Raw genomic sequence first — 13,474 nt, 5'->3', positions numbered from 1 at the left:
GGTCACCCGTCGATTTCGACTTCCGCTTCACAGTTTACGGGCGCATTTAAAGGGATGGCCATGCCGATGGACGAGCGGGCGTGGGCGCCAACGTTGGGCCCGTACAGCTGCAGTATCAGATCGGAATAGCCGTTTGTGACCAGCGGCGTCTCATCGAAACCCGGAGCAACATTCACCATGGCGAAGACGCGCAGCCAAGCCGTGACCCGATCAAGGTCTCCGACAGCGCGTTTGAGGCTGGCGAGATGGGCCAGGGCAACGAGCCGGGCCGACGCGTAACCCTGTTCTGGCGAGACCTCCACTCCGACCTTGCCAAGCGGACTTGCCAATGTCCCATCGCGATTGCACGCGACGTGACCCGAAATATAGGCGCGGTTGCCGCGCACCCGAACCCAGGCGAAGGGCATTCGCAGCCCTTCGCGAACTTTCAAAGGCTCGGGCAATTCCAGACCCATTTCGGCCAGACGTTGTTCGATGATGGCCATGATGCACCTCCCGGCGTGATTAAGGTACGATGTTGTCGAGCTCCGGCATCAGAACGACGCTCTCGTTGGCGGCGGGGTCATTGCGGGCACCGAGGAACTCGGCGTTTTCGGTGCTGCGATTGACGGCCACATGGGGAACGCCGGCCGGAATGAAGAGATAGTCGCCGGCGTGGACCAATTCGCACTGTTCGAGCTCCGACCCCGACCAGATCTCGATCTCTTGGCCCGCGGTCATGAGAAGGGCAGTCTCGTGTCCCTCATGGCGATGGGCCCTGGTTCGCCTGCCTGCGGGTAGCGAAATCGTCCCGAGCCACAGCATGGTTGATCCGACGCTTTCCGCCGAGACGCCCGAGCGATAGACAGACCCCTGCTCGGCGACATGGCTGCCGCTCCCGCGTACGACTTTCGCGCTAGATATCTGCGGATTTTTCGGTTGCGTTGCTTCGTTCTTCATCGCTCTCACCACTTCAACCGCTGGACTGGAGCAGAATCTGCGCGCTCAGCCGGCGCAAGTCCTGAAGCGCGGCCGAAAAATTCCGAAAAGCTGCGAAATCGGGGTATCATTCCCAGCCATGAACACCCAGCACCTTGCCTTCGGCCACTTCGAGTTCATTGCCGAGAACGGATGCCTGTTTCGCGACAATAGGCCTGTCGCTATCGGCGCCCGAGGTGCTTCGCTGCTTGCCGTTCTGCTTTCGGCACAGGGGGGTGTCGTCTCAAAGTCGGCCCTGATGGATGCCGTTTGGCCGGGATTGGCCGTCGAGGAAAGCAATCTTTCCGTTCAGATTGCTGCCCTTCGCAAGCTGCTCGGCCCTGCATCAGACGGCAGCGAATGGATCGTCACCGTCCCGCGGGTCGGGTACAGATTCTCCGGTCCGGTGGAGAGTCGGACCGACGCAGCCGATAGCGGATGGCATGCGCAGACCGGTTCGATCCCGGCGATTGCGGTACTGCCGTTCGAAAATCTCGGCGGCGATGGTGAAAGACAGTATCTGGCCGACGGCATCACCGACGACCTGATCATGGCGCTCGTCCGGTTCAGATGGTTCCGCGTCGCGTCACGTGGGGCAAGTTTCACAAGGAGGAATGGCTCGAGGGATCCGCAATCTATCGCGCGCGAACTTGGCGTCGATTTTCTCGTGGATGGAGCTGTTCGGTATATCGGCGATCGGATCCGAATATCGGTGCATCTCGCCGACGCCGCGAAAGGCGCCACCGTCTGGTCCGAACATTACGATCTTCAGGTGGCCGAGGTATTTGCGGTGCAAGATGCCATCGCCGAGCGGATTGCAGCGGCGGTCGAGCCCGAGCTGCTGTTGCGCCATGGGCTTCAGGTGGCTCCGCACACCGGCAACATCACTGCCTGGGATCTTGTCCGGCAAGGCACATTCCATTTCCACAAGGCCACGCAGTCCACCCACCTTGTCGCACGGCGATTTTTCCGCGAGGCCACGGGGCTCGATCCCATGCTGCCGGAGGCGCAGATCTGGCGGGCGCGGGTCAATGCGGGCCTCATTGCCTACGGCTGGAGTGATAACCCCGCCGCGGACGGGAAGGAAGGATTGGATGCGGCGCTGCGAGCGATCTATCTCGATGCGCGAAACCCGTACTCGCACTATGCGCTGGCGATTGTGTCGGCCTATACAGACAGGGCTGACCAGGCGATCCTCGCAGCGGAACGGTCCATCGAACTCGGTTCGAGTTTCGCCTTGGGCTATCTCGTCCTCGGCATGGCCCGTCTTTTTTCGGGAGATGCGGCCGGCGCGCGCAAGCCCCTGGGCCGCGGCCTCGAACTCAACCCCCATGATCCGCAGAATGGGGTTTGGTTCAGCCTCTTGATACTTGCATTGTTCTTTTCGGGCGACGTGGAGAACGCGCTCGAAATGGGGCGTACGGCGCTAAAGGCGCGGCCCGACTGGCCGGCGCTTCTGCGCATTCAGGCGTGCTGCCATACGGCCGTGGGACATCGTGAGCAGGCTCGCCGCTTTGCTGCGGCGGCCAGCGACCTTCCCGAAGCTGCCGGTGATGCGCTTGGTCCTTTCAGAGATGGCAACAAGGAATGGGCCACCCGCCTGGACGAGCTGCTGCGAGAGGCGGAACTTTAAAACGACCGGTTGGGCTTTCGGGCCGGCCGAAGGTCAGTCTTTCGCCATTCATTCGATGGATGTTATTGTGCGGCCGGTGCGTTGGTCCACCGCGGAGCCTCACCTCCAGGAGCCGACGTCGCGCGGCTCATAGAGACCGGCGGGATCAGGCCGGTGAAGCGATGAGGGGACGGATCTCACATGGCACCTGACATGAGCACGACCCCTCGTCGCAGCACCACCGGTCTGTGCAAGTTTCTGGGTCCTGAGCAGCAGCGGGATTGGATAGAAGGCGAGGCGGACTTGATCGACGCCGAAGAGCGCTTGGAGTCCCTGGAACAGCGGTTCAAGTACGTCGCACGGTTCCAGAAGCTGCTGCGTCGCCCGCAGGCGCAAGACGTTCTGGAAATTCTCGGGGTATACGGGCAGACCTGCATCCCCATCCCGCGCAAGACCGAGCGTCACTACTGGTCGGTTTCGTGTCTGCCCTCGACTTCCGACAAGCGGCTCGTTCGCGTTAATGCGAGTTGGATGGAGCTTTTCACGCTCTACGCCGATGGCGAAGGTCTGCGTGCACGATTCCTGGTGCATCTTTCACATTTCACCACCGACCATTCCCCCGCGCAGGGCGAGCTGGACGAGGCTTTTCTCGAGCACTGCGTCACGACGCCTGAACACGTCGGTTATTTTTTTCCGCGCGGCGAGGACATTTTCGGCATCAATGTGCGGGGCTCGGCCTCGATCCGCAAATTCCTCGCGGAGCGCCGCATCTTGCGCGCCATTCGGACTTTCAATGTGGTCGGAACGCCTATCAGGCGAGCCACTGCTACAGCCTGGCAGATAACATGCTGTCAGGTTGATCGGCTCTGGTATGCGCCCTGCACCCATCCGGCGGATTCTTCAGCCGTTCGAAAGAACGGAAGATTGCGGCGACCGGTAGACACCTGGAACCGAATCCTCATCCGATTTGCGGCAAAGATATCCATTGTGCGCAGCGAAACTCCCGTGCCTTCGTAAAGGCAACCCACCATTAACCTAGCAAGCGCACAGACTATCTTTGGGATCTGTCGGTGCTGCGCGGCTTCATCAGCCACCGCGATATCGGCCCTCTTAATTCCGCCCGAATGAATTGAGGCGGTCTTCGGTCACGGCGTGGGACCGCCGATGCTGTGACGTTGCGCCATCCGTCGTCGGCATTCGCTGATGCGAGCGTACCAAACTGGCCATGACGGCTCTTCACACAACAGGAGCCTGTTCATATGCCTCGCATCCAACCAACCAGACCGCAGATGGAGATCGTTGCCTGGCTCGCGATCTTCCTGCTTCTCTTCTGTATATCGTGGCTCTTCCATTGGCATGAAGGGCTGGATGGGTTCATCGAAAAGCATCATGACTATCCGCTGGACCACGCGCTCCTCGCCCTTAATATCTCCGGGTTTCTCGGGCTCATTTATTCCGCGCTGAGGATCCGGGATCTTTCGAGGGAGGTCAATCGCCGGCTGCAGGCCGAAAAGAACGTAGACTGGATTGCCTGTCACGACACGCTGACCGAACTGCCTAACCGTAGGTTTCTGGATTCCGTATGCGCGCAGGCGATGACCGATCAAAGGGCAGAAGAAACCTACGCCGTGTTCAGCATCGATCTCGACGGCTTCAAGAAGATCAATGATCTCCTGGGGCACGATCACGGTGATGCGGTGCTGAAGACTGTTGCCCAGCGGCTCTCTTCCCTCTTTCCCCGTGAGCACGTTTTCCGCCTTGGTGGAGACGAATTCGTTGTTCTGGCGCGGCGCATCGGAAATCCCGATCTTGTCGCGTTGGGGAACCGCATAGTGACCGTGATCGGCAAGCCGTTCACATTCAACGGTGTCGCCGTCGACCTCGGCGCCAGTGTCGGCTTCGCGCTTTTTCCGGAGAACGGCGATGACCTCAGTCAAGTCATTCGACATTCCGACTGTGCGATGTATGTGGCGAAAAGGCAGGGGCGCAATCTGGTGAAGCCCTTCGTGCCTTCGATGCAGGACGAGTTGGCGAAGCGGATTCGAGTGGAAGCTGATCTGAGAGCAGCCATCAAGAAGGCCGAGATCGTTCCTTACTATCAACCGCTCGTGGACCTGAAGACGAATAGGATTATCGGCTTCGAGGCGCTGGCACGCTGGAAGACGGCCTCCGGCGAATTCATTCCACCGAACGAATTCATTCCGGTGGCAGAGGAAGCCGGTCTGATCGTCGAATTGACAGACCAACTGCTTCGCCACGCCTGCACCGATGCGCTTTCCTGGCCAAATGAGCTCGTCCTGTCATTCAACCTTTCGCCGATCCAACTGAGCGATCGGTTGCTGGGCCTGCGAATTCTCAAGATATTGGGCGATGTTGGTCTGCCGACGCACAGGGTCGAGCTGGAGGTGACGGAGAGCGCCATCATCCAGGACGCTGTTACGGCACGAATCGTCCTCGATGATCTGGTGAACGCGGGGGTCAGGATTGCTCTCGACGACTTTGGAACAGGTTATTCCAGCCTCTCACAACTATCCAACTACCGGTTCGACAAGATCAAGATCGACAGGAGTTTCGTCTCTTCATTCGAGACCAATGATAAGCAAGACAAGGTGATCAAGGCGATCATCGCTCTCGGTGTGGGACTTGGCGTGACGATAACCGCCGAGGGTATCGAAGAGGAGAGCCAGCTTCAGCGGCTTCAGGATCTGGGTTGCGACATCGGCCAAGGGTATCTGCTTGGCAGGCCAGCGCCGGCCGAGAAGCTTGCCACAGGCCAGGTCAGCGCCAGAATTTTGCAACGCGGTTGATGGGGGCCGCGGTATGTCGGATTCAGCCGCGAGATGCTCGAGCCGTCGTCGAGCAAGCGCTGTCCACCTGGCCGACCGGCCGTTCCACGCTCTCCGAAATATCATCCTAAACCTTAAGCGACGGACGCCCACGCGCTTGGGATGACCGAGGTCGTCCAGGCGAGAATTTTCGCCGAAAGTCACGGGAGCCCGTTGCGTTCGTATTCTTTATCAGTCATTCTAGAACAATCGATAAAGAATCGGAGTAACGATGGGCCGAACGCGGGAATTCGATGAGGAAGCGGTGCTGAAGGGGGCGATGCACATCTTTCGCAAGCACGGCTATCAAGGTGCCTCGATCCGGGACCTCGAGGAGGCGACGGGGCTCAAGGGCGGAAGCATCTATCACGCCTTCGGCGACAAGGCCGGCCTCTTCGACGCGGCATTCGGGCATTACAACCGGGCGGTGCTGGAGGGCCGCATCGAGCGGTTTGCGCCGCCAGGAAGCGGGCTTCGGGGCCTCCGCGAATTGTTCCTCTCGCTCCTGCATGAGCCCGACAATGGTTCCCTCGGCTGCCTGATCACCAATATGGCGGTGGAATTCGGCGGTGGTGTCAATCCGCACCCCCGTGTCGAGGCAGCGCTCGGCCTCCTTCGCACCACGTTCCACGCGAGACTGACCGAGGCGTCGACCTTCACTCGGGAGGGTGATGGAGCCAAGGCGAATAGGACAGCCACCCGCCTTCTTGCCTTCTATCAGGGCCTCCTCGTGCTCATTCGCGGTGGCGAAGACAAGGCCGGCCTGCGGCAGGCGATAGAAGACGAATTCAATCAACTGGAGACGATGTCATGACACCTGAGGCACTCTGGAATCGATATGCGGCCGTCTGGTCGCTGGATGCTGACGCTCGTGAGCCGGAAATGTTGGCTTGCCTCGCGGACGATGTGACCTATTGCGACCCGAATGGAGCGATCGCCGGGCGCGCCGGTCTCTCGGCTTATATGGCCGGCTTCAAGGAGAGCATGCCGGGAGGCCGGTTCAAGATATTGAGCGTCCTCCACCATAATGACCGTTCGCTGGCGCGCTGGGCACTGCGCCACGAAGACGAGAGGGTCTTGCAGACCGGCACGAGCTTCGGGGTGATTTCCGATGGCCGGCTCGGCGCGATCACCGGCTTCTTCGATCTGCTGGCGGAGCCGCACTATGAGTAGCGAGGCGACACGCGGGCTGGCGCTCGACTTTGCGAGCCAGATCGCCCCAGCCGGCTGCATCGATATCAGGCGCTTCTTCGGCGGATCCGCCCTGGTCCGAAACGGCGCGCAGTTCGGATTCGTCATGAAAGGCACTTTGTATCTCCGCGTCGACGAAGCGATGCGCGCGAAGTTCGAGGCAGATGGCTCCGAACCGTTCAGCTACCGCGCCGCCGGCAGGGAGGTGACGGTTCGCCGCTACTACGCAGTCCCGGCACATGTGATCGACGATCCTGCGCTGCTGCACAGCTACGCGGAGCGCGCATTGCGCGCGACCCCCACGCCCGGCCGCAGGCTCTCCGACACCATCCAGGCCGTCACCCCGTCCGGCTAGCGCGCTTCGTCGATCGCTCAGGCCGCGGATACGGTTCGATATCCTCCAAACCCTGCCCCTCTCAACGAAAGAAAGGAACCGACATCTGTCGGTCCCTGTCTTTTTGCAGGCCCGCGGCAACATATCCCGATTCAGGTGTTCAAGCCGCCATCGACTGTGAGGATGGTTCCGGTGATGTGCCTTGCAGCAGGGCTTGCGAGGAAAGCCACAGCGGCCGCCACATCTTCCGGCTCGCCATAACGGCCAAGTGGGATGAGGGCACGCTGGAAGTCGGCGAAGTCGCCGTCTGCGGGATTCATATCGGTGTCGGTCGAACCCGGCTGGACGAGGTTTACGGTGATATCGCGAGATCCCAGTTCCCGCGCGAGGCCGCGGGTAAACGAGTGGAGCGCGGATTTTGTCATGAAATAGACCGTACCGGTGTCGCCGACGATGCGTTCGGCGCCGACCGAGCCGATCGTGATGACGCGGCCTCCCGCCTGCAGATAGGGAATGGCGGCCTGTGAAGCGAGCAGAGGCGATCGCACATTGACATCAAGCAGCGCATCGATCTGCTCGACGCTGACGTCGGCGATCGCACCATAAAGCGCGATTGCGGCATTGTTGACGAGAATGTCGAGACCGCCAAGTGCCTGGGCAGCCTCGTCGACCGAGCGCTTCACGGCTGCCGGATCGGCGCTGTCGGCCTGGATGGCAAGCGCCTTGCGGTCCTTGCGCTCGATCGCCCGGACGATTTCGGCGGCGCGATCGGCCGAACGCTCATAGGTGATGGCGACATCAGCGCCTTTGTCGGCAAGCGCCAATGCGATGGCGGCACCGATGCCACGCGAGCCACCTGTTACCAGGGCACGCTTTCCAGCCAGTTCTGTCATGATCTTCTCTTTCTGTAGTGATCGACACATAAATAGCTAGGCACGTTGCGATGGGGTGTCAATGGGTTTATATAATGATCGATGCAAAAATCGGATGAGATCGCGGAAGTCGATAAAACCCCCGCCCGCAGTCGCGGGCGGCCGCGGGCGTTCGATCGGGAAACAGCCTTGGCGCGGGCAACCCGCCTGTTCTGGATCAAAGGCTTCGAGGCGACTTCGATCGCCGATCTCACCGAGGCGATGGGGATCGGATCGCCGAGTCTTTACGCGGCATTCGGCTCGAAGGAGGCGCTCTATGCCGAGGCGCTGCGCCACTATCGCGACAACAACGAGGCGCTCGTCTGGGCCGGCTTCTTTTCCGCAGGCACGGCCCGTGAGGCGGTGAGGTCGTTTCTGATGGATTCGGCCGCTGCCCTGACCGGCTGTGTCGTGGATATTCCCCGCGGCTGCATGGTGGCGCTCTCTTCGGTCGGCAGCGAGGGCCACGCGGAACTCGGCGAACTCGTACGAGCCGCCCGCGCCGTCACGCTCGACCGCCTGAAGCTGCGCCTGAACCAGGCGATATCAGAAGGCGAAATTCCGGTCTCGACCGACATCCACGCGCTTGCCCGCTTCGTGCAGACCGTTCAGAATGGCATGTCGATCCTGGCCCGCGACGAAGCGACCCGCGGCGAACTGGAGGCCGTCGCCGAGCTGGCCATGCTGGGTTGGGACACTCGAACCGGGGATGCTGAGCGCAGGCTGGGCTGACCGCGTTTCGAATATCGCTACGCGGATGCTCCTGTGTCACCTTTGGTTAGTTGCTCGCGGCAGCTTGGTAGGATCGCCGGCGTGTGGCGCTGCCCCTCATCCGGCTGCCGCCACCTTCTCCCCGCTCGCGGGGCGAAGGGCCCCCGCCGCGACCTCTCCGTTCCTCGCCAGCCTCTCGCGGGGCACGTCCCCTCGCCCCGTTTACGGGGGTCCGCAGGACGGGTCGAGACGAGTGGCTCGACCCCGGTAGGTTAGGGTGAAGGGCAGCCATTGAAGCAAACCGGTCAGGAAACCGCTTCACACTTCCGGCACCATGCTCCTCGCAGTCAAATCTCCCCAGCCGCCGGTCCCCACACATCCGTCAGCGCAAAACCGTTCGGATGCGGGTCAAAGGGGTCGAGCGCTACCTGGGTCAGGCCGAAGGTGAAGCCGCGGCCGGTGATGGTGGGGATGACGGCGGGGCGGCCGGCCACCTCGGTCACTGCCTGCAGCCCGACCTCGAATTCCGAGCCGATGATCGATTTCGAGGTGAAGACGTCGCCGACCTTGGCCTTGCCGCGGGCATAAAGCGTGGCGAGATTGGCGGAATTGCCGGTGCCGCAGGGCGAGCGGTCGGCCCGGCCCGGCCACATGGTGGTGCAGGTGCGCACCGTGCCATCGGCTTCCGTATCGCGGAACATGACATAGGCGACGCCCGAGATCGCCGGGATCTCGGGATGGACGACCTTGATGTCGCGGTTGATCAGCTCCTTGAGAATCATGCCGGCCTGGACGAGGCCGGCGGCATTCGCCTTCTCGATCGTCAGACCGATCTGGCCGACGTCGACCAGCGCATAGAAGATACCGCCATAGCAGATATCGGCCTTGATCTTTCCCCAATGCGACGTGTCGATTGCGACATCGAGCTCGTGCACGAAGGACGGCACCATGGTCAGCCGGACCTTCTCGCAGCGCCCGTCGCGGCAGGTTGCCGTCGCCTTGACGAGGCCGGCGGCGGTTTCGAGTGTGACTATCGTCTCCGGCTCCTTCATCTCGACGATGCCGGATTCGAGCAATGCCGTGGTGACGCAGATCGAGTTCGAGCCGGAGCTCGCATGCGCCTGGTCGGGCTGCAGGATGATGAAGGCGGCGTCGGCCTCCGGGTGGCGCGCCGGCAGCAGCAGGTTGACCGAGCCGATCGGCGCGCCGCGCGGCTCCAGGCAAAGGAAGCGGCGCAGTTCGTCACCCTTCGGATCGGTGTTCAGCCAATGCAGCTGGGCGGCAATGGTATCGCCCGGGATCTTCGGCACGCCGCCGATCGCGACGCGGCCGATCTCACCTTCTGCGTGGACATCCAGCAGCTGGATAGTGCGCTTCCATCTCATATCGAAAACTCCAGATCAGACGTGACGGGTGACGCCGCCATCGACGCGAATATTCTGGCCGGTGATATAACCCGCGCCGTCGGAGAGCAGGAAGGCCGCGGTCTTGGCGATCTCCTCCACATGGCCGATGCGCTTCATCGGCACCTTCTCGGCGGTCTCGGGCTTGTGGTTCAGGCTATCGATATAACCCGGCAGGATGCAGTTCATGCGGATATTGTCGGCCGCATAACGATCGGAATAGAGCTTGGTGAAGGCGCCGGCAGCGGCGCGGTAGGTGCAGGAAACGGGGAAGACCAGCGACGGCTCGTAGGCCGCAAAAGTGGTGATGTTGACGAAGGCGCCCTTGCCCTGTTTCAGCATGACCGGCGTCACCAGGCGGGCCATGCGCACCAGCGACAGGATCATCATGTCGGAACCGAGCGTCCAGTCCTCGTCTGAAATATCGAGCAGGTCGCCCTTCGGCGGATGGCCGCTCAGGTTGACGACGGCGTCGATGCGGCCATAGGTCTTCATCGTCAGGTCGAAGATCGCCTTGAGATCATCGGCCTTTTCGGCCACGCCGCGCGAGGCGACACCACCGAGTTCGGCAGCGAGCTTCTCACAGCTTTCCGACGGCGACATCAACGCCAGCTGATAGCCCTGCGCGGAGAGCTCGCGGGCGATTGCCTCGCCCATGCCGCGGCCGCCGCCGGTGATCAGCGCTACGGGTTTGGTGGTATCGGACATCGGGGCCTCCTAATAGCGGTCTATGCGGAACGGGGTCATATCGAGGGGTGGTTTGAGCCCGGTCACCATATCGGCGATCACGAGCGCTGTCGTTGCCGAAAAGGTCAAGCCGAGATGGCCGTGGCCGGTCGCATAAAAAACGCCCGGCATCTTCGACGACGGCGAAATGATCGGGATCGTATCGGGCAGCGCCGGGCGATGCCCCATCCATTCCGTCGTCTCCTCGACCTTCAGGCCGGGCAGCGCGCGCTGGGCATGGCGCACCAACACCCGCGGACGGCGGAAATCGGGCGCGGCATCGAGACCGGCGAGCTCGACATTGCCGCCGACCCGGATGCCGCCCGCCGTCGGCGTCACCATGAAGGCGCGATGCGGCCAGATCACCGAATAGCGCATGGAGATGCCGGGCTTCATGATCTGCGTGTGATAGCCGCGCTCGGTTTCGAGCGGAATCGGCTCGCCGAGCTTTTCGGCAAGGAAACGGGTGTGGACGCCGGCGGCAAGCACGACCGAACCGGCCTCGATCCGCCTGCCATCCTCGAGGAGAACGATGGCTGTGCCATCGCCCCGGCGCTCGATATTCCGCACAGAGCCGGAGACGAAGGTCGTGCCCGCAGCCTTTGCGGCATCGGCGAGTTTCACCACGAGCTTATAGGGGTCGCGGATCGACTTGTTGTCGGGGAGCAGCACGGCTTTGGCGATCGCTGGCGACAGGGTGGGTTCGTAATATTGGATGGCGCCGTTGCTCAAAACCTCGAATTCGAGGCCGTAGCGCTGCATCATGGCGAGATGGCCGCGATCGGCAGCGAATTCCGCCTCCGTCTCGTAGATCGCCAGGCAACCCTCCTCGGTCATCAATTCGGGTGCGCCGATCGCCTGGAGCATCTGCCTGAAATCGCCGAGCGCGCGGTTCGACAGGCTCATACCGGCATCCTCGATCTCTCGGAGACTCGAGGGCCGGCCGGCGGCGAGGAAGCGCAGGAACCAAGGCAGCATCCTGGCGGCATAGGAGGGCCGCAGCCAGACCGGGCCTTCCGGATCGAGCAGCCAGCCTGGGATCTTCTTCCAGGTCGAAGGGCCGGAACCGGCGGCAAAATCCAGCGCGATGCTTGCCATATTGCCGAAAGAGGTGCCGCGACCCGGCTCGCCCTTGTCGATCAGCGTCACCTCAAAGCCGCGCCGCTGCAGCTCGAAAGCGATCGAGGCGCCGATCACGCCCGCGCCGACGACCGCCACCCTCTTCTTCATCTCATCCGCCATGCCATCAACCCATCGCACGGCAGACAGAATTGCCGTCGTGAATCTGATATATCACATCAAGATGCGATGCCTAGAGAATTTCCGTTTTCTCCGAATCACGGAAATTCCCTACCTCTTTGTTTTTCGCAATTCCGAAGCGCAAAACCGCTGTGCACTTTTGCTGGAATTGCTCTGTGGAATTTTTACTGGCTTTCCGGCAGGCCGGCACCGACGCTGTCGCCGACCGAACCGACGGTATTATTCATCGACTGGCCGAGACGCTTCAGCTGGGCATCGTAGTTGCGCCGGGTGCGCGGATCGAAGATCGCGATCGGCGTGCTGACGGCAACACTGACAGCACTTCCGGCGGTCTGGGCAGCGCCCATCGCCACGGCACCGACGGCCTCGCCGAGCCCGACATTGGAATCAGTGATCGCCTGGCCGGCAATCAGCCGGTCGCCGATCAGCTTCACCACTTCAGGGCTTTCGGCGAACTTGCCGTGGTTCAGCCGGTCGCCGCCCTTGAGCTTGGTGAGATCGAGCACGGTGATGCCGGCCGCCTCGAGCTTGCTGCGATAGGGTTCGACGGAGGGATCGATCTGGCCGAGCCGGTCGACATTGCCGGAGATGCGTCGCGACAGCGCCAGAGCCCGGTCGTCCTGCGAGACGAAGATGGTGAAGTGCGGCCTTTCCTTGCCGAGGCTGGCGAACTGGCGGCCGAAGACGTCGACATCGAGATCCGGCGAAGCGAGGATGACATTGTTGATCTTCGAGGCGACATGACCGTTGCGGATCGCCATCTGCCGCAACGCTTCGACGGTCAGCCAGGTGCCCATCGAATGCGCCATGATGGTGACGTCGCTGACGGCGGGATTGGCGGCGGTGCGGGTGAGCAACTCCTCCAGCGCGTCACGGGAATAGTTTGTGCTTTCCTTGTCGTAATTATAATCGAAGATGCTGCCGCGCGACGGCCAGGTGAAGACGACGGGCGCGACGTCGGCATGCGAATCATGGACGATCTGCGCGAAGCGGTAGACGGCATCCTCGTAGCGATTGTTGAAGCCGTGCACGAAGACCAGCACCCGTCGGCTCTTCGGCATATGGGTCTTCAGCCAGGTCTCGCCGGCCCGCTCGCCTTCCAGGGGATCGACGGAAACGGTGACGAAGTCGCGCAGCGGATCGGCCGGCAGGCGGCTGGGCCATTGCACCTGGCCGACCTTGCGATTGGCTTCCGGCGGGATCGAGACGTCGACGGCATTGACGGCGAGCCCGGTGCCGCGCTCACCGGAGAAAAGCACGGCGGGATTGTCGTCGGCAGCGCGCGTCGTCGCGACGAGAAGATCGACCTTGGAGGTGCCGGGGGCGACGGTGCCGGCCGCCTGCATGACACCCACCGGCCTGCCGCCGCAGCCGGCGAGCCCCATCGTTGCAACCAGAAGACCTGTCAGGGCCGCGCGCGAGGCGCGCCTTTTGCCGATCATGACCAAACTCCAATCGGTTCACGCACCGGACAGGCGGCGCCCGTTCAAATAGTCCGACGAAGCTTGCCGAGTCAAACCGCGGGAGGTGGAAGCCTTTGTTTT

13 protein-coding genes and 1 pseudogene are annotated in these 13,474 nt (G+C 62.0%); 7 read left to right on the top strand and 7 right to left on the bottom strand.

From position 1 onward, the window contains the following. Positions 1-2: 2 nt before the first annotated feature. Together ELH03_RS00560 and ELH03_RS00555 are read right to left on the bottom strand one after the other, a co-directional pair. Complete coding sequence (locus ELH03_RS00560) at positions 3-485, bottom strand: RidA family protein (protein ID WP_128400851.1); 483 nt, start codon at positions 483-485, stop codon at positions 3-5. Between the two features lie 19 nt (positions 486-504). Further along, a complete protein-coding gene (locus tag ELH03_RS00555) occupies positions 505-939 on the bottom strand; it encodes a cupin domain-containing protein (protein ID WP_128400850.1) in 435 nt (144 codons plus the stop codon). 118 nt (positions 940-1,057) lie between these two features. Here ELH03_RS00555 and ELH03_RS00550 point away from each other — a divergent pair, with 118 nt between their 5' ends. From ELH03_RS00550 to ELH03_RS00520, 6 genes and pseudogenes are all read left to right on the top strand, one after another. After that, entirely contained in the window at positions 1,058-2,590 is a 1,533-nt protein-coding gene (locus ELH03_RS00550; RefSeq protein WP_130765852.1) for a winged helix-turn-helix domain-containing protein, read from the top strand. Between the two features lie 180 nt (positions 2,591-2,770). Further along, positions 2,771-3,429: pseudogene (locus tag ELH03_RS00545) on the top strand (hypothetical protein). Between the two features lie 399 nt (positions 3,430-3,828). Next, positions 3,829-5,376, top strand: coding sequence for a putative bifunctional diguanylate cyclase/phosphodiesterase (locus ELH03_RS00540; RefSeq protein ID WP_128400847.1), 1,548 nt, complete (start codon positions 3,829-3,831; stop codon positions 5,374-5,376). A gap of 250 nt (positions 5,377-5,626) precedes the next feature. Continuing rightward, positions 5,627-6,208: a TetR/AcrR family transcriptional regulator gene (locus ELH03_RS00530; RefSeq protein ID WP_128411959.1), complete on the top strand. Its 582-nt coding sequence runs from the start codon at positions 5,627-5,629 to the stop codon at positions 6,206-6,208. Beyond that, positions 6,205-6,567, top strand: coding sequence for a nuclear transport factor 2 family protein (locus ELH03_RS00525; RefSeq protein ID WP_128400845.1), 363 nt, complete (start codon positions 6,205-6,207; stop codon positions 6,565-6,567). Before ELH03_RS00530 ends, ELH03_RS00525 begins: the two co-directional genes overlap by 4 nt. Further along, the gene (locus tag ELH03_RS00520) at positions 6,560-6,940 is read left to right on the top strand and encodes a TfoX/Sxy family protein (RefSeq protein ID WP_128400844.1); all 381 of its coding nucleotides are present in this window, start codon (positions 6,560-6,562) and stop codon (positions 6,938-6,940) included. The genes ELH03_RS00525 and ELH03_RS00520 overlap by 8 nt, the downstream gene beginning before the upstream one ends. 131 nt (positions 6,941-7,071) lie before the next feature. Here ELH03_RS00520 and ELH03_RS00515 read toward each other — a convergent pair whose 3' ends face one another. Next, the gene (locus tag ELH03_RS00515) at positions 7,072-7,812 is read right to left on the bottom strand and encodes an SDR family NAD(P)-dependent oxidoreductase (RefSeq protein ID WP_128400843.1); all 741 of its coding nucleotides are present in this window, start codon (positions 7,810-7,812) and stop codon (positions 7,072-7,074) included. 81 nt (positions 7,813-7,893) lie between these two features. Here ELH03_RS00515 and ELH03_RS00510 point away from each other — a divergent pair, with 81 nt between their 5' ends. Next, positions 7,894-8,562: a TetR/AcrR family transcriptional regulator gene (locus tag ELH03_RS00510; RefSeq protein WP_128400842.1), complete on the top strand. Its 669-nt coding sequence runs from the start codon at positions 7,894-7,896 to the stop codon at positions 8,560-8,562. Positions 8,563-8,888: 326 nt separating this feature from the next. Here the strand turns inward: ELH03_RS00510 and ELH03_RS00505 are convergent, their stop codons facing one another. From ELH03_RS00505 to ELH03_RS00490, 4 genes are all read right to left on the bottom strand, one after another. Continuing rightward, entirely contained in the window at positions 8,889-9,926 is a 1,038-nt protein-coding gene (locus tag ELH03_RS00505; RefSeq protein ID WP_128400841.1) for a 4-hydroxyproline epimerase, read from the bottom strand. A gap of 15 nt (positions 9,927-9,941) precedes the next feature. Further along, the gene (locus ELH03_RS00500) at positions 9,942-10,652 is read right to left on the bottom strand and encodes an SDR family oxidoreductase (protein ID WP_128400840.1); all 711 of its coding nucleotides are present in this window, start codon (positions 10,650-10,652) and stop codon (positions 9,942-9,944) included. Between the two features lie 9 nt (positions 10,653-10,661). Beyond that, entirely contained in the window at positions 10,662-11,912 is a 1,251-nt protein-coding gene (locus tag ELH03_RS00495; RefSeq protein ID WP_128400839.1) for an NAD(P)/FAD-dependent oxidoreductase, read from the bottom strand. Between the two features lie 182 nt (positions 11,913-12,094). Next, positions 12,095-13,372: an alpha/beta hydrolase gene (locus ELH03_RS00490; protein WP_128411957.1), complete on the bottom strand. Its 1,278-nt coding sequence runs from the start codon at positions 13,370-13,372 to the stop codon at positions 12,095-12,097. Between the last annotated feature and the right edge of the window lie 102 nt (positions 13,373-13,474).

It is taken from the genome of Rhizobium beringeri (genome assembly GCF_004306515.1).
Classification (GTDB): domain Bacteria; phylum Pseudomonadota; class Alphaproteobacteria; order Rhizobiales; family Rhizobiaceae; genus Rhizobium; species Rhizobium beringeri.
Note: the sequence above shows the minus strand (reverse complement) of the source record. Positions and strands in the feature narration are given on the sequence as shown.